Origin of the sequence: Kitasatospora sp. NPDC015120 (assembly GCF_043080305.1) — a bacterium.
Taxonomy (GTDB): Bacteria; Actinomycetota; Actinomycetes; order Streptomycetales; family Streptomycetaceae; genus Kitasatospora.
This window is the reverse complement of record NZ_JBIBVJ010000038.1, coordinates 1-15,339: the sequence shown is the minus strand read 5'-3', so window position 1 is coordinate 15,339 and position 15,339 is coordinate 1. Positions and strand designations below refer to the sequence as shown.

The 15,339-nt window shown below is 75.0% G+C and carries 13 protein-coding genes and 1 pseudogene; 8 read left to right on the top strand and 6 right to left on the bottom strand.

The genetic code is table 11. The features are described 5' to 3' along the window. Window positions 1-115 precede the first annotated feature (115 nt). A complete protein-coding gene (locus ACF1AK_RS35830; protein WP_391503028.1) occupies window positions 116-889 on the bottom strand; it encodes an SseB family protein in 774 nt (257 codons plus the stop codon). A 100-nt stretch (window positions 890-989) separates the two neighbouring features. On the opposite strand from ACF1AK_RS35830, the pseudogene ACF1AK_RS35825 reads away from it, so the two are divergent. From ACF1AK_RS35825 to ACF1AK_RS35815, 3 genes and pseudogenes are all read left to right on the top strand, one after another. Continuing rightward, window positions 990-2,338 (top strand): annotated as a pseudogene (locus ACF1AK_RS35825) (alanine racemase). A 64-nt stretch (window positions 2,339-2,402) separates the two neighbouring features. Beyond that, window positions 2,403-2,798, top strand: a complete 396-nt coding sequence (locus tag ACF1AK_RS35820; protein WP_391503027.1) for a hypothetical protein — start codon at window positions 2,403-2,405, stop codon at window positions 2,796-2,798. 266 nt (window positions 2,799-3,064) lie between these two features. Continuing rightward, window positions 3,065-3,985 carry a lytic polysaccharide monooxygenase gene (locus tag ACF1AK_RS35815; RefSeq protein WP_391503026.1) on the top strand — a complete coding sequence of 307 codons (921 nt, stop codon included), beginning with the start codon at window positions 3,065-3,067 and terminating at the stop codon, window positions 3,983-3,985. Window positions 3,986-4,121: 136 nt separating this feature from the next. Here the strand turns inward: ACF1AK_RS35815 and ACF1AK_RS35810 are convergent, their stop codons facing one another. From ACF1AK_RS35810 to ACF1AK_RS35795, 4 genes are all read right to left on the bottom strand, one after another. Beyond that, window positions 4,122-5,246 carry a DUF2510 domain-containing protein gene (locus ACF1AK_RS35810; protein ID WP_391503025.1) on the bottom strand — a complete coding sequence of 375 codons (1,125 nt, stop codon included), beginning with the start codon at window positions 5,244-5,246 and terminating at the stop codon, window positions 4,122-4,124. A 108-nt stretch (window positions 5,247-5,354) separates the two neighbouring features. Continuing rightward, window positions 5,355-6,110: a 3-oxoacyl-ACP reductase gene (locus tag ACF1AK_RS35805; protein WP_380294518.1), complete on the bottom strand. Its 756-nt coding sequence runs from the start codon at window positions 6,108-6,110 to the stop codon at window positions 5,355-5,357. A 90-nt stretch (window positions 6,111-6,200) separates the two neighbouring features. Beyond that, complete coding sequence (locus ACF1AK_RS35800; RefSeq protein WP_391503030.1) at window positions 6,201-7,589, bottom strand: aldehyde dehydrogenase family protein; 1,389 nt, start codon at window positions 7,587-7,589, stop codon at window positions 6,201-6,203. A 5-nt stretch (window positions 7,590-7,594) separates the two neighbouring features. Next, a complete protein-coding gene (locus ACF1AK_RS35795) occupies window positions 7,595-9,064 on the bottom strand; it encodes a glutamine synthetase family protein (protein WP_391503024.1) in 1,470 nt (489 codons plus the stop codon). A gap of 156 nt (window positions 9,065-9,220) precedes the next feature. Here ACF1AK_RS35795 and ACF1AK_RS35790 point away from each other — a divergent pair, with 156 nt between their 5' ends. Beyond that, window positions 9,221-9,955: a gamma-glutamyl-gamma-aminobutyrate hydrolase family protein gene (locus tag ACF1AK_RS35790; protein ID WP_391503023.1), complete on the top strand. Its 735-nt coding sequence runs from the start codon at window positions 9,221-9,223 to the stop codon at window positions 9,953-9,955. An 86-nt stretch (window positions 9,956-10,041) separates the two neighbouring features. On the opposite strand, the gene chrA is transcribed toward ACF1AK_RS35790, so the two are convergent. Further along, the gene (gene chrA / locus ACF1AK_RS35785) at window positions 10,042-11,217 is read right to left on the bottom strand and encodes a chromate efflux transporter (RefSeq protein ID WP_391503022.1); all 1,176 of its coding nucleotides are present in this window, start codon (window positions 11,215-11,217) and stop codon (window positions 10,042-10,044) included. Between the two features lie 183 nt (window positions 11,218-11,400). On the opposite strand from chrA, the gene ACF1AK_RS35780 reads away from it, so the two are divergent. From ACF1AK_RS35780 to ACF1AK_RS35765, 4 genes are all read left to right on the top strand, one after another. Further along, window positions 11,401-12,489: a cation diffusion facilitator family transporter gene (locus ACF1AK_RS35780; RefSeq protein WP_391503021.1), complete on the top strand. Its 1,089-nt coding sequence runs from the start codon at window positions 11,401-11,403 to the stop codon at window positions 12,487-12,489. Between the two features lie 58 nt (window positions 12,490-12,547). Next, entirely contained in the window at window positions 12,548-13,447 is a 900-nt protein-coding gene (locus ACF1AK_RS35775) for a 5'-3' exonuclease H3TH domain-containing protein (protein WP_391503029.1), read from the top strand. Window positions 13,448-13,576: 129 nt separating this feature from the next. Then, complete coding sequence (locus tag ACF1AK_RS35770) at window positions 13,577-14,383, top strand: hypothetical protein (RefSeq protein ID WP_391503020.1); 807 nt, start codon at window positions 13,577-13,579, stop codon at window positions 14,381-14,383. After that, window positions 14,380-14,724 (top strand): winged helix-turn-helix domain-containing protein, encoded by a 345-nt coding sequence (locus ACF1AK_RS35765; protein ID WP_391503019.1) that lies wholly within the window; start codon window positions 14,380-14,382, stop codon window positions 14,722-14,724. Before ACF1AK_RS35770 ends, ACF1AK_RS35765 begins: the two co-directional genes overlap by 4 nt. The last annotated feature ends 615 nt before the right edge of the window (window positions 14,725-15,339 follow it).

Sequence of the window (15,339 nt, the reverse complement as noted above, 5' to 3'; positions counted from 1 at the left end):
GGCCGCCGCCCGGGCGGCCTCGGCCCCGGCCCGGTTAACCCCCTCCCGGCCCCCGCCCGGGGGGGCGCGCCCCCGGGGGGGCCGGGGCCCCCCCGCCCCTGCGCCGCGTCCGCCCCTACCGCCGGTAGAGCGGCTCGCCCGGCAGCCCGGCGCTCGCCGGCAGCACCGCCAGGTCGAGGCCGCGGTCCAGCCGCACCCGCAGCACCGGGTCACCGGCCACCGCCCGCCCGACCCGCTGCGCGGCCTCCTGCATCCCGGCCTGGTCCAGCGCCGGGTCCAGGACCACCGCGAGCACCCCGTCGGAGTCCTCGGCCGGGGCCAGCAGCCCGGCGGTCACCTGCGGCTCGGCCGCCAGCAGCGCCCGTACCGCCTCGCGCACCTCGGGGTCGGCGGCCGGCGGGAGGTAGGGCCGGTTCTCCGCCAGCGCCCGCAGCCGGGCCCCGGACAGCTGGAACGGCACCGGGCCGGCCGGGTCGAGCAGCAGGGTGTCCGCCCGCTCGGAGAAGGCGACCATCGCGGCCTGCGGGGCGGCGGTCGGCGCCGGACGGGCGTCCGCGCGCCAGCGGGCCAGCGACTCCAGCGAGGTGAAGGCCGGCAGCGCGCGCCGGCCGTCGGCGGCCTCCAGCACCGGGACGGCCATGTCGCTGGTCTTCTCGTGCCGGTGCCCGTGCGCGTCCACCTCGACCTCGCCGAGGATCGCCACGACCGGCACCATCAGCCGGGTGGGGGTCAGCGCCGCCAGCACCTCCGGTTCGGCCGCGCGGTCCTGCGCCCAGCGGGCGAGCGCGGCGGCCAGCGCCGGGTCGGCGGCGCCGTCGTCGCCGGAGAAGCCCGGGTCGGGGATGTTCTTGCCGACGAACGCCGGGTTGGAGAAGTCTTTGCGGTCCACCCGGCCGACCCTATGCCACCGGCCCCCCGCCCCCACACGGACCGAAGGTCCCCCGTCCGTCCCCTACCCGCGGGTAGGCCCGGTGTGGCAGTCTGCGCCCATGGCCACGCTCGAAGCCGCCGCCACCGGCGGCGCCCGCACCGCGTCCGCCCCCTCGCCGGCCGCCGACCGCGCCCGGTACGACCGGGCCACCGCCCATCTGGACGGCCCGGTGGCCGTCGTCGACCTGGCGGCCTTCGACGCCAACGCCGCCGACCTGGTGCGCCGGGCGGGCGGCAAACCGATCCGGGTGGCCAGCAAGTCGGTGCGCTGCCGCGCCCTGCTGGAGCGGGCGCTGGCCGTGGAGGGGTTCGCCGGGGTGATGAGCTTCACCCTCGCCGAGTCGCTCTGGCTGGCCCGCTCCGGCCTGCCCGACGTCCTGCTCGCCTACCCCTCCACCGACCGGGCGGGCTTCGCCGGGCTGACCGCCGATCCGCGACTGGCCGAGGCCGTCACCGTGGTGCTGGACGACCCCGCCCAGCTGGACCTGGTCGACGCGGCCCGGGCCGGCTCCGCCGAGGTGCGGGTCTGCCTGGAGCTGGACACCTCGCTGCACCTGCTCGGCGGGCGGATGCGGGTCGGGGGGCGCCCCCCCCCCCCCCCCCCCCCCCCCCCCCCCCCCCCCCCCCCCCCCGCGGGCGGGCCCCCCCCCGGGGGGCGGGGGGGGGGGGGGGTTGGGGGGGGGGCGCGCCCCGCCCCCGGCGGGGCGCCCCGGGGGCGGGGGCCGCCTTCGCCGAGCTGGTGCAGCGCCGCCGGGGCTTCCGGGTGGTCGGGCTGATGGCCTACGAGGGCCACGTCGCCGGGGTGGGCGACGCGGTGCCCGGGCGGCCGGTGCGCTCCGCGCTGGTGCGGGCGATGCAGAGCCGGGCGCGGGCCGAGCTGGCCGAGCGCCGGGCGGCCACGGTGCGGCTGCTGCGCCGGGTGGCCGAGCTGGAGTTCGTCAACGGCGGCGGGACCGGCAGCGTCGAGTCGACCGTGGCCGAGCGCGCCGTGACCGAGGTGGCCGCCGGGTCCGGGCTCTACCAACCGCAGCTGTTCGACCACTACCGGGCCTTCCGCGGCCGGCCGGCGGCGCTGTTCGGCCAGCCGGTGGTGCGCCGCCCCGGGGTGGGCGTGGTGACCGTGCTCGGCGGCGGCTACCCCGCGTCCGGCGCGCCCGGCGCGGACCGCTCCCCCGTGCCCTACCTGCCGCCGGGGCTGCGCTACGACCCGATGGAGGGGGCCGGCGAGGTGCAGACGCCGCTGCTCGGCGCGGCCGCCGACGACCTGCTGATCGGCGACCGGGTGTGGTTCCGGCACGCCAAGGCCGGGGAACTCTGCGAGCGGTTCGCCGCGTTGCACCTCGTGGAGGGGGACGCGGTGGTGCGCACCGTGCCGACCTACCGGGGCGAGGGACACACCTTCCTCTGACCTGCGCGGGGCCGTGGCTCCACTACCGCGGGCGGGGACACCGGACCGTACGGAGGGGGAGGCCGTGGAGGCCGAGATCGCGCAGCTGGTGACCACGGGGGCCACGACGGTGGTCGGACTGATGGCCACCGAGGCCTGGACGCAGCTGCGTTCACGGCTCGCGGGGCTGCTGGGGCGCGGCCGGGACGCCGAGGAGGTGTCCGCCGAGCTGGAGGAGATCCGGGTCGAGGTGGTCCGGGCGGACGGCGACGAGGAGCTGGTCGGCGACCAGACCGCCGAGCTGCGCAACCGGATCCGCCGGCTGCTCCGCCAGGACCCCCGGGCGGCGGGGGAACTCCGTGAGCTGCTGGCGGAGTTCGCGCCCCGGCAGCCGCAGTCCGTCGAGGTGAACCACATCGTCAACACGGTGAGCCACTCGACGGTGCAGGGCTCCGTCATCCAGACCGGGCTGCGCAAGTAGCCCGCCCGGGGTCGCGGAGAACCTTGCCCCCACCTTAAGCAGGCCCGAAGGGATGCCTAACCCGGGCGCCCCCTCGGGCCTTTGCGCTGCTCGGGGGGCTACATTCCGTCAAAAAGTGGCCCACAACGCACTATTGCCAGCTGGTCTAGTCCAATCATACGCTCAGCCCCAGGGGCCGCGCGCCGGGTCGACCGGTCCCTCGGGCAGACGTGCCCGGCAGTCCCCCACAGCTTCGACCCGGTTCACGGTCAAGGAGTCCCCACCCCATGTCCATCAAGCGAACCGCCATGTCCGTCGGCGTCGTCGGCGCCGCGTTCCTCTCCGTCTCGGCCGTCGGCATCGGCACCGCCGCCGCGCACGGCACCGTCACCAACCCGGTCAGCCGGGTCGCCGCGTGCTACGCCGAGGGTCCGGAGACCCCCAAGTCGCAGATCTGCAAGGACGTCGTCGCGCTCGGCGGCACCCAGCCGCTGTACGACTGGAACGAGGTCAACCTCCCCAGCGTCGCCGGCGCCCACCAGGCCCAGATCCCGGACGGCAAGCTCTGCTCCGCCGGCCGCGACAAGTACAAGGCACTGGACCTCGCGCGCACCGACTGGCCCGCCAGCCCGGTCACCGCCGGCAAGGTGGACTTCAAATTCCGCGTCACCGCCGCGCACCAGGGCAACCAGACCATCTACATCACCAAGCAGAGCTGGGACCCGACCCAGCCGCTGAAGTGGTCCGACCTCGACGCCGTGCCGGTCGCCCAGGTGCCCACCTCGCGTACCTCGGACAACGGCTACTACAACTACAGCGGCACCCTGCCGCAGCGCACCGGCCGTCAGCTGCTCTACATGGTGTGGCAGCGCACCGACAGCCCGGAGGCGTTCTACAGCTGCTCCGACGTCGACTTCGGCAAGGGCGGCACGGCCGCCGCCGTGTCGGCGCTCGCCGCGCAGGCCCCGGCCGCGCCCAGCGAGGAGCAGATCACCGCCGGCCAGTCCAAGTCCACCGTCGCCCACCACGGGCACGGCGGCAACGCCGAGGAGCCCGCCGGCCGGGTCGTCGCGGCCGACAGCGCGGCGGTGGGTGGCGGTTCCGCCACCGGCCCGCTGCTGCTCACCGGTGCCGCCGCGATCGGGGTCGGCTGGGCCGGCATGGTGCTCCGGCGCCGTCGGGTCGAGGCTGTGCGACACGACGGCTGACCGCCGGAAGCCGGGGCCGGGCCGCTCCATCCCCCGTTCGGCCCGCCCCGGCCGATCCCCCCTCGGACAGTGGTGAAGGCCCGCCCGGACGCGTTCCGGGCGGGCCTTCGCCGTGCGTGAGCCGAGCGGTGACCGGTCAGGTGCCGGCCCCGGTGCCCGGGCCGCCGGGGAAGCCGGGGATCGCCGGCAGCTTGCCGCTGAAGTCGCCGATGCCCTTGACGATGGTGTCCATCACCGCGACGTCCGGCGCCTTGGCGGCGATGTCGAAGCCCAGGTGCACCGAGACCAGCGACTTGCCGTCCGCCGACGGGAAGACCACCGTCTGCACGTAGCCGTCGTTGCCCTTGGCGGCGTCGACCTTCCAGCGGACCAGGTAGCCGTCCCGGCCGTCCACCTTGACCGGCTCGGACTTGAGCTCCTCGTGCGAGACGATCTCGTTGTAGGAGTCCTTGGCGGCCTTCTCGATGTCGGCCTTGGCCGCCGCCTGCACGTCGGTGCCGCCGTCGATCCGGCCGGTGTTGGCGCCGCCGAGCGAGCAGGTGCCGCCGCCCTCGCAGTCGTAGGGGCCGACGCTGAGCGCGGCGAAGCCGTCGCGGGTGGTGCCGCCCTCCCAGCCGGAGGGGACGGGCAGGACCAGCCGGTTCACGACGTCGACGGCCCGGTCGCTGCCGGTGTTCCGGCCGCCGTTGCCGTTGCCCTGGCCGTTGCCGTTGCCCTTGCCGCCGCCGCCCTTGCCGTTGCCCTGGCCGCCGTCGGGGTTGCCGTCGCCGCCGTCGCCCCCGGGGCCGCCGAAGTCCGGCAGCCCGCGCCACCCGCCCTCGCCCTCCTGCCCGGGCGGGCCGGCGGGACGCGCCACGTGGCGCCGCTCGCCGTGGTCGTCCGTCGCCAGGTAGGTGACGCCCGAGCCGACGCCCAGGCCGAGCACGGCCGCCACCGCCGCCGCGATCACCACCTTCGACGGCTTGCGCCGCCGCTTCGGGGGCGGCGGCACCGGCGAACCGTAGGCGGTGCCGAAGGGCGGCGGCTCCGGGTAGCGGACCGACGGCCCGCTGTCCAGCACCTCGCCCTCCAGCACCCGGGGCCCGGCGGCCTCGTCCGGCCCCGGAGCACCGGCCGCCGGAGCCTGCGGCGGCGGTGCGTCCGAGGGTGCGGGCCGGGTGTTGGCCGTCCACCCCTTGCCGTCCCACCAGCGCTGCGGTCTCGGGTCGCTGGTGATGTCCTTCGGGTCCGGGTACCACCCGGCGGGGATCTGCTCACTCACGACAAAGAATCTAAAGGCAGCCGGATAAGCGCGAAATCAGCTGGGCCCCGGATTCCGGCGTTTTCCATGAGATTACGGTGAGAAGGCGGGCCGCGGCCCCCGGAACCCCTACAGCGGGGTCACATAGGCGCCCGCGATGCCGCCGTCCACCAGGAACTCGCCCGCCGTGATGAAGGAGGAGTCGTCGCTGGCGAGGAAGGCCACGGCGGCGGCGATCTCCTCCGGACGGGCGAAGCGGCCCAGCGGGATGTGCACCAGCCGGCGGGCCGCGCGCTCCGGGTCCTTGGCGAACAGCTCGCGCAGCAGCGGGGTGTCCACCGGCCCCGGCGACAGCGCGTTGACCCGGATGCCCTCCCGGGCGAACTGCACGCCCAGCTCGCGGGACATCGCCAGGACCCCGCCCTTGGAGGCGGTGTAGGAGATCTGCGAGGTGGCGGCGCCCATCCGGGCCACGAAGCTCGCGGTGTTGATGATCGAACCGCGCCCGTGGCGGCGCATGTACGGCAGCGCCGCCCGGCAGCAGAGGTAGACCGAGGTCAGGTTGACCTCCTGGACCCTGCGCCAGGCGTCGAGTTCGGTGGTGAGGATGGAGTCGTCCTCCGGCGGCGAGATGCCGGCGTTGTTGAAGGCGACGTCCACGCTGCCGAAGGTCTCGTAGGCCTCGTCGAAGAGCGCCTCGACCATCGCCGGGTCGGTGACGTCGGTGTGCACGAAGAGGCCGCCGACCTCCTCGGCCGCCGCCTTGCCGGTGGTCTCGTCGACGTCGGCGCAGACCACCTTGGCGCCCTCGGCGGCGAGCCGGCGGGCCGAGGCCAGGCCGATCCCGCTGCCCGCGCCGGTGATCACGGCCGTGCGGCCGACCAGCCGGCGGCAGACCGGCGCCGCGGGCTGCGCGGCCTTCTCCGACCTCTCGGAGGCGCGGGGGTGGTGGGACTGGTGGGTCACCGGGTGCTCCTACTCCTCGGTCCGGATGAAGACGTTCTTGGTCTCGGTGAAGTGCGCCAGTGCCTCCGGCCCCAGCTCGCGGCCCACCCCGGACTCGCCGAAGCCGCCGAACGGCGTCCAGTAGCGCACCGAGGCGTGCGAGTTGACCGACAGGTTGCCCGCCGCGACGCCCCGGGCCAGCCGCAGCGCCCGGCCGAGGTCGCGGGTCCAGATCGAGCCGGACAGGCCGTACCGGGTGGCGTTGGCGAGCCGCAGCGCGTCCGCCTCGTCGGTGAACGGCAGGACCACCGCCACCGGGCCGAAGATCTCCTCGGTGACGGCGGGGACGCCCGGGTCGGTGGGCGCCAGCACCGTCGGCGGGTACCAGCAGCCGGGCCCGTCCGGCACCGTTCCGCGGGCCAGCACCGGCAGGTCCGGCGTCACGTACGACGCCACCCGGCGGACGTGGGCGGCCGAGATCAGCGGGCCGAGGGCGGTGCGCGGATCGGCCGGGTCCCCGGTGCGGATCCGCTCGACGGCGGGCAGCAGCAGCGCCAGGAAGTCGTCGTAGGCCTCCCGCTGGACCAGGATCCGGCTGCGGGCGCAGCAGTCCTGGCCGCTGTTGTCCAGGAAGGACATCGGATCCGCGGCGCCTTCGAGGTCGGCGTCGGCGAAGACGAGGTTGGGGCTCTTGCCGCCGAGTTCCAGGGTGACCCGCTTGGCCCGGGCGGCGCAGCGGGCGGCGACCTCCTTGCCGACCGCGGCCGACCCGGTGAAGACGATCTTGCGCACCGCGGGGTGGTCGACCAGCGCCCGGCCGGTCACCGGCCCGGCCCCCGGCACCACCTGGAACAGGCCCTCCGGCAGCCCGGCGGCGAGGGCGAGTTCGGCCAGCCGCAGCGCGGTGAGCGGGGTCGCCTCGGCGGGCTTGAGGAGGACGGCGTTGCCGGCCGCCAGCGCGGGCGCGAAGCCCCAGGCGGCGATCGGCATCGGGAAGTTCCACGGCACGATGACGCCGACCACGCCGACCGGCTCGTGGAAGGTGACGTCCAGCCCGCCGGCCACCGGGATCTGGCGTCCGGTCAGCCGTTCCACTCCCCCCGCCGCGTACTCCAGCAGGTCGCGGACGTTGCCCGCCTCCCAGGTGGCGTTGCCGACCGGGTGCCCGGCCTCGGCGACCTCCAGGGCGGCGAGTTCGGGGACGTGCACCTCCACCTGGTCGGCGAAGCGGCGCAGCAGCCGGGCCCGTTCCCCGGGCGCGAGGGCGGCCCAGCCGCGCTGCGCCCCGACGGCGCGCCGCACGGCCGCGTCCAGCTGCCCGGGGGTGGTGTCGGGCACGGTGCCGAGGACCTCGCCGGTGGTGGGGTTGCGGACGGCGTGGGCGTCGGGCTCCGCCTCGGTGAGGGTGGTGGTGTCGATGGTGCTCACATCCGCTCGAAGGATCGGTAGCGCTCCCAGTCGGTGATCGCGCTGTCGTAGGCGGCCTGTTCGACCCTGGCCATGTGCAGGTAGTGCTCGACCACGTCGTCCCCGAAGGCGGCGCGGGCGAGTTCGCTCGCGCCCCACAGGTCGGCCGCCTCGCGCAGCGAGCCGGGCACCCGGGCGTAGTCGTCGACGGCGTAGGCGTTGCCCAGGCAGGGGGCGGGCAGTTCCAGCTTCCGCTGGATCCCGTGCAGTCCGGCGGCGAGCATGCCGGCCACCGCCAGGTACGGGTTGACGTCGCCGCCGGGCACCCGGTTCTCCATCCGCAGCCCGACGCCGTGCCCGACGACCCGGTAGGCGCAGGTCCGGTTGTCGCGGCCCCAGGCGACGGCCGTCGGGGCGAAGGAGCCCGGGCGGTAGCGCTTGTAGGAGTTGATGTTCGGCGCGTAGAGCAGGGTGAACTCGCGCAGAGCGGCCAGCTGTCCGGCCAGGAAGTGGCGCATGGTGTCGGTCATCCGGCCGTCCGCGGCGGCGAAGGCGGGCGCGCCGACGGCGTCGCGCAGCGACAGGTGGATGTGGCAGCTGTTGCCCTCGCGCTGGTCGTACTTGGCCATGAAGGTGAGCGCGCAGCCGAGTTGGGCGGCGATCTCCTTGGCGCCGGTCTTGTAGACGCTGTGCTGGTCGCAGGTGGTGAGCGCGTCGGCGTAGCGGAAGGCGATCTCGTGCTGGCCGAGGTTGCACTCGCCCTTGGCGGACTCCACCACCAGGCCGGCGCCGGCCATCTCGGTGCGGATCCGGGAGAGCAGCGGCTCGACCCGGGCGGTGCCGAGCAGCGAGTAGTCGGCGTTGTAGAGGTTGGCCGGGGTGAGGCCGCGGTAGCCGCCCTGCCAGGCCTGCTCGTAGGTGTCGCGGAAGACCAGGAACTCCAGCTCGGTGCCGATGTCGGCGGCCAGGCCGTGCTCGGCGAGCCGGGCGATCTGGCGCCGCAGCAGCTGCCGGGGCGCGGCGGCCACCGGGTGGCCGCCGTGGGCGGCCAGGTCGGCGGTGACCTGGGCGGTGCCCGGCTGCCAGGGGGTCAGGCGCAGGGTGGAGAGGTCGGGGCGCATGGCGAAGTCGCCGTAGCCGGTCTCCCAGGAGGAGAGCGCGTAGCCGTCGACGGTGTTGAGCTCGACGTCGACGGCCAGCAGGTACTCGCAGGCGTCGGCGCCGTGCTCGGCGACCTCGTCCAGGAAGAAGCGGGCGGCGAAGCGCTTGCCCTGGAGGCGGCCCTGCATGTCGGTGAAGCCGAGGGCGACGGTGTGGACCACGCCGGCGTCGACCAGGGCGCGCAGCTCGTCCAGGGTCAGCGGGGCGCGGCGCGGCGGGGTGCCGGGGGCGGCGCCGGGCCCGGTGCCGGGCGCGGTGCCGGTGGTGCCGGGGCCGCCGGGCGCGGCGGTGCCGGTGGTGCCGGGTGCGGTGGTGCGGTCGGACATGGCGGACGCCCTCCTCGTCGATCACGCAGCGAGACCAAGCGGTCACAGCGAACCGTACGGCCTGTCGCTCGGGGCGCGGAAGAGGGCGGGCGGGTGTGGCGCGCCGAGGTGCGAGGTTGACGAGGGATCAGGCGGGACGGGAGGAGAATGCGCGCCATGGATCGCAGGCCTTTTGTCGGCGTCAGCACCTATCTGGTGGACGCGAGTTGGAGCGACTGGCGGGAGCGCAGGGTGGCCCTGCTGCCGCAGCGGTACACCGCCTACGTACAGGACTCGGGCGGGATCGCGGTGCTGCTGCCGCCGGACGCCCCCGAGCGCGCGCCGGAGGTCCTCGCCCGGCTCGACGCGCTCGTCATCGCGGGCGGCCCGGACATCGATCCCGCCTACTACGGGCAGCCTCCGCATCCGCTGAGCGACATCGACGCGGTGGAGCGGGACGCCTGGGAGAGCGCGCTGCTGCGGGCGGCCCTGGCGGCGGGGATGCCGTTGCTGGGGATCTGCCGGGGCATGCAGGTGCTGAACGTGGTGTGCGGGGGCACGCTCGTCCAGCACCTGCCGGACGTCCTGGAGGCGGACGTGCACGGCGGAACGCCCGGCCGCTACGGCACCCACCTGGTGCGGCCGGTGCCGGGCACGCTGCTCGGCGGGCTGCTGCCGGAGCCGGAGCTGACGGTGCCGACCTTCCACCACCAGGCGGTGGACCGGCTGGGGACGGGGCTGCGGGTGAGCGCGCATGCGCCGGACGGAACGGTGGAGGCGGTGGAGGGGCCGGGGTTCACGCTCGGGGTGCAGTGGCATCCGGAGCAGGGGGACGACCTTCGGGTGATGCAGGCGCTGGTGCGGGCGGCGACGGCGGCGCGGCCGGTACAGCTGGAGCCGGTGGAGGTGTAACCGGCGGAGGCGGGACCGGTGCGGGCGCGGCCGGTGCCGGTGCCGGTGCGGCCGGTGCCGGTGCGGGCGCAGGGGCGCTCCGGCCCCTACGCCAGGGGCAGTCCGGCCGCCGCCGCGATCGCCCCGGCCACGCCGGCGGCCAGCAGAGCGGGCACCACCCCGCGCCGGGCGCCGACCAGCCAGAGCAGCGCGAGGGCCAGCACGGCCCACTGCCAGCCGTGGGTGAGCGCGGCGGCCAGCGGCAGCGCCGAGCCGGCGATGGCGCCGATGACGGCCGGGCCGGCGCCGGTGAGGAAGTCCTGCACCCGCCGGTCGGCGCGCAGCCGGTCGAAGTGCCGGCCGCCGATGATCACGAAGAGGAAGGACGGCGCGAAGGCGACCGCCGCGGCGAGCAGTCCGCCGGCGATCCCGGCGGCCGCGTAGCCGACCACGGCGACGGTCTGCACCACCGGCCCGGGGGTGACCTGGCCGAGGGCGACGGCGTTGAGGAACTGTGCGTCGGTCATCCAGTGGTAGCGGTTGACGGCGTCGTCCTGCATCAGCGGGATGATCACGAACCCTCCGCCGTAGGAGAGCGCGCCCACCTTGAACGCCACCCAGGCCACCGCGCCCAGCCCGCCGAGCGCGGGCAGTGCGGTGGCGAGCGGCAGCAGGCCGCCGGCGGTGCGGCGCCGGCGTTCGCGGCCGCCCCGCTCCTCGCGCCGCCGGACGGCGACCTCGGCCAGCCCGGAGGTGATCAGCACCAGGACCAGCCAGGGGCCGGTCAGCACGGCGGCCACCGCCCCGGCGAGCGCGTACCCGGCCCAGCGGGCGCGGGCGGCCCGGCCCCGGCCGGCCCGGCCGAAGCTGGCGGGGACCAGCGAGGTGGCGGCCTGCACGGCGACCGCCGGGACGGCCGCGCCCGCGCCGGCCGCCGCGCCGAGTACCCACGCCGGAGGGTCGCCCGCCAGGAACAGCACCGCGAGGGCGAGGATCAGCGCGAGGCCGGGCGCGATGAAGCAGGCCCCGCCGACCAGCGCGCCCGGGGTGCCGCGCAGCCGCCAGGCGGTGAGGATCGCGAGCTGGGTGGAGGCCGGGCCGGGCAGCAGGTTGGTCGCCGCGATGCCGTCCTCGAACTCTTCCGGGGAGAGCCATGTGCGGCGCTCCACGCAGAGCCGGCGCAGCAGCAGGATGTGGGCGGGCGGCCCCCCGAAGCCGGTGATGCCGATTCGGCCCCATTCGCGGGCGATCATGGCCAGATTCACCCGTCCGGTCGTTTCCATGCGCGTCTCCCCTGTTCAGCGGCGGCGCGACGATACCCGACGGGGGTTACCGCACGGCAATGACAACGGTCTCCAGTGCAGCCTTTGGATCTTCGTACGATCTGCGGTTCACTTCGAGTGCGGGGTGCTCGCACACCCCGCCCCTTACCCCCGCGCGTTCATGAGTTCCAGGAGAGGACTTCGATGGCCGGCCACGAGCACTCCCACCATGATCATGGGCATGACCAGAGGCGGCAGTCCCCCGGCGGAACCGGAGGTCACGAAGGCCACGGACACGGCGGATCCGGCGGTCACGGCCACGGCGGCCACTCGCACGGCGTCGCCGCCGATGCCGACCGCCGCTGGCTGGTGAGCGCGCTCGCCCTGATCGTGGTGTTCATGGCCGGCGAGGTGGTGGTCGGCTTCGCGGCCGAGTCGCTGGCACTGATCTCGGACGCCGCGCACATGCTCACCGACGCCGCCTCCATCGTCCTCGCGCTCATCGCCATGCGGCTCTCCGCCCGCCCGGCGCGCGGCGGCTACACCTACGGCCTCAAGCGCGCCGAGATCCTCTCCGCCCAGGCCAACGGCGTGACCCTGCTGGTGCTGTCCGCCTGGCTCGGCTATGAGGCGGTCCGCCGGCTGTTCGAGCCGCCGGAGGTGACCGGTTCGCTGGTGCTGATCACCGCACTGGCCGGGATCGTGGTGAACCTGGCCGCCACCTGGTGCATGTCCAGGGCCAACCGCAGCTCGCTGAACGTCGAGGGTGCCTTCCAGCACGTCCTCACCGACCTGTACGCGTTCATCGCCACCGCCGCGGCCGGTGTGATCATGGTGACCACCGGCTTCGCCCGGGCCGACTCGATCGCCTCGCTGATCGTCGTCGCGCTGATGCTGAAGGCGGGCATCGGCCTGGTCCGCGACTCCGGGCGGATCTTCCTGGAGGCCGCCCCCGCCGGCGTCGACCCGGACGCGGTGGCCGACCGGCTGGTCGCCCAGCCGCTCGTCGAGGAGATCCACGACCTGCACATCTGGGAGATCACCTCCGGCCAGCCCGCGCTCTCCGCGCACATCCTGGTCACCCCGGGCGGCGACTGCCACGCGGTGCGGCGCGAGCTGCAGCGCCGGCTCGCCGGCGAGTACGGCATCACCCACAGCACCCTCCAGGTCGACCACGTCGGCGAGGACGAGGCGGGCGCGCTGCTGCAGATCACCCACCCCGGCGACCTCACCCCCGAGCACTGCGCCGACGCCCACGGCCCCGTCCACCGCGCCGGGCCGCACGAGCACTAGGAGGCCGTCCGTGTCGCCCCGGTACGGCATGATCGGAGGCGTGACCGCACCCCGTCTGATGCTGCTCGACTCCGCCAGCCTGTACTTCCGGGCCTACTACGGCGTACCGGACACCCTGCGCTCGCCGCAGGGTGAGCCGGTCAACGCCGTCCGGGGCCTGCTGGACTTCATCGCCCGGCTGGTCCACGACCACCGGCCCGACCAGCTGGTCGCCTGCATGGACGCCGACTGGCGCCCCCAATGGCGGGTGGACCTCATCCCCTCGTACAAGACCCACCGGGTCGCCGAGGCCGCCACGGACGGGGAGGAGGAGGTGCCGGACACCCTCGCCCCGCAGGTCCCGGTGATCGAGCAGGTGCTGGACGCGCTCGGCATCGCCCGGATCGGCTCCCCCGGCTACGAGGCGGACGACGTGATCGGCACGCTGACCGCGCGCGCCACCGGGCCGGTGCAGATCGTCACCGGCGACCGCGACCTCTTCCAGCTGGTCGACGACGCCCGCGCGATCACCGTGCTCTACCCGGTCAAGGGCATGGGCAACCTCCAGGTCACCGATGACGCGCTGCTGCTGGAGAAGTACGGCGTGCGCGGCGCCCAGTACGCCGACCTGGCCGCCCTGCGCGGCGACCCGAGCGACGGCCTGCCCGGCGTCAAGGGCATCGGCGAGAAGACGGCGGCCCAGCTGATCCACGAGTACGGCGACCTGTCCGGCATCCGCACCGCCGCCCAGGACATCGGCTCGGGCCTCACCCCGGCGCGGCGCCGCAACATCCTGGAGGCCTCGGCCTACCTCGACGTGGCCCCGACCGTCGTCCGGGTGGCCACCGACGCCCCGGTGCCCGACGTCGACCCCGCCCTGCCGGGCGAACCGCTCGACCCGATGACCTTGGAGGCGCTCGCCGCCCGCTGGGGCCTCGGCACCTCCCTGGACCGCGTCCTGGAGGCCCTGGCCGCCTGATCCCCCGCTCTTCGGGGCCCGTCGCATCCGTGCGGCGGGCCCTTCGCTTTGCCCTGCCGTGAACTCTTGACCGCAATGTGCTTTGCAATGCAAAGTTGGCGCACCGACACGTCGTCACCAGGGGGGACCATGGACACACTGCACCGGGACGGGACGGCCGGGGGCCCGGCCGAACTGCTCGCCGCGACGGAGGGCCTGCGCGCCCGGGCCCGCACCCGCCTGCGCGGCTCGGGCGTCCCGCTGCTCGGCTTCGGACTGCTGGCGGCGGCGGCCGTGCCGATCGCCGGACAGGCCTACAACTTCGCCGCCAACGGGCGCAGCGTCACTTCGTACCCCTACTTCGCGTACTCGGAGTACATCGGCCTCTGCGTCCCGCACTCGCCCGACGGGCCCTGCCTGGAGGGCGAGTTCGACGGTGCCATCCTGCGCTTCGTCGGCTGGGGCCTCTGGTACGCCCTCCTCCCGCTGGCCTGGTTCGCCCTCGCCCGCTGGTACCGGCGGCGCGGCGAGACCCGCGGCATCGTGCCGCACCGGGGCGCCTGGCTCGGCACGGCGGCCGCCGCCGGCGTCCTGGTCGCCGCCGTCCCGGTGATCCTGGTCTTCGCCCACCGGGTGCCGTTCAGCCTCTCGCTCCTCGGCAACTCCTACGCCTCCCCCTGGTACGTGGTCGGCCTCGGCCTGCTCGCCCTCGGCCTCACCGAGCACGACCGGCTGGTCGCCGGCACCGGGCTCGTCCACACCGCGCTGCTCACCGCCTACCTCTCGGGCGTTTGGGGCAACGGCTGGCTGCCGTGGCTCGACCACGTCGGCACCGCCTGGGCGAACGCCCCCCAGCCGAAGGCCCTGCTGCTCGCCGCGGTCCTGCTCGCCCCCGGCCTGGTCCAGTGGACCGCCGGACGCCGCACGCCCGCCGCATCCCGTACGGTCACCTCATGAGCGTTGCGGACGACACCGAGGAGCGGCATCCGACCCTGGCCCTGGACGACACCGTCCACCAGCGGGTCCGGCTCGGCATCCTGGCGATCGCCCGCGAGGCCGAGAGCGTCGAGTTCGCCTTCCTCAAGCAGGAGTTGGGGCTCACCGACGGCAACCTCTCGCGCCACCTGAAGGTCCTGGAGGACTCCGCCCTGGTCGCCGTCAACAAGGGCTACGCGGGCCGCCGCCCCCGCACCTGGATCACCCTCACCCCCGCCGGCGCCCAGGCCCTCGACCGCGAACTCCGCGCCCTCCGCGCCCTCGTCCACCGCCTGGAAGCCGCCGGCCCCCCACCGAGCTGAGCCCGCCGGAGTGGGAAGTCGGCCTCATCGACTTCCCACTCCGGGGCCCGCCGGCTCCCCACCAAGCCGGGCCATCCGGTGACACGGGAGCGGAAGGTCGGATCGGCCGACTTCCCGCTCCACACACACCCGACCCAACGCCCACCACGCCGCCCCCGCACGACCCGAACCAGGACAACCGGCGACCGGACGAAACAGCTGCGGGAGCGGGAAGTCGGCCCCACCGACTTCCCACTCCAGAGCCTGCCAGCCCCCCACCAAGCCGGGCCATCCCGCGACACGGGAGCGGAACGTCGGATCAGCCGACTTCCCGCTCCACACACACCCGCCCCAACGCCAACCACGCCGCCCCCGCACGACCCGAACCAAGACAACCGGCGACCGGACGGAACAACCCACCGACTTCCCACTCCAAGGCCCGCCCGCTCCCCACCAAGCCGGGCCATCCCGCGACACGGGAGCGGAACGTCGGATCAGCCGACTTCCCGCTCCACACACACCCGACCCAACGCCCACCACACCGCCCCCGCACGACCCGAACCAAGACAACCGGCGACCGGACGGAACAACCCACCGACTTCCCACTCCAAGGCCCGCCCGCTCCCCACCAAGCCG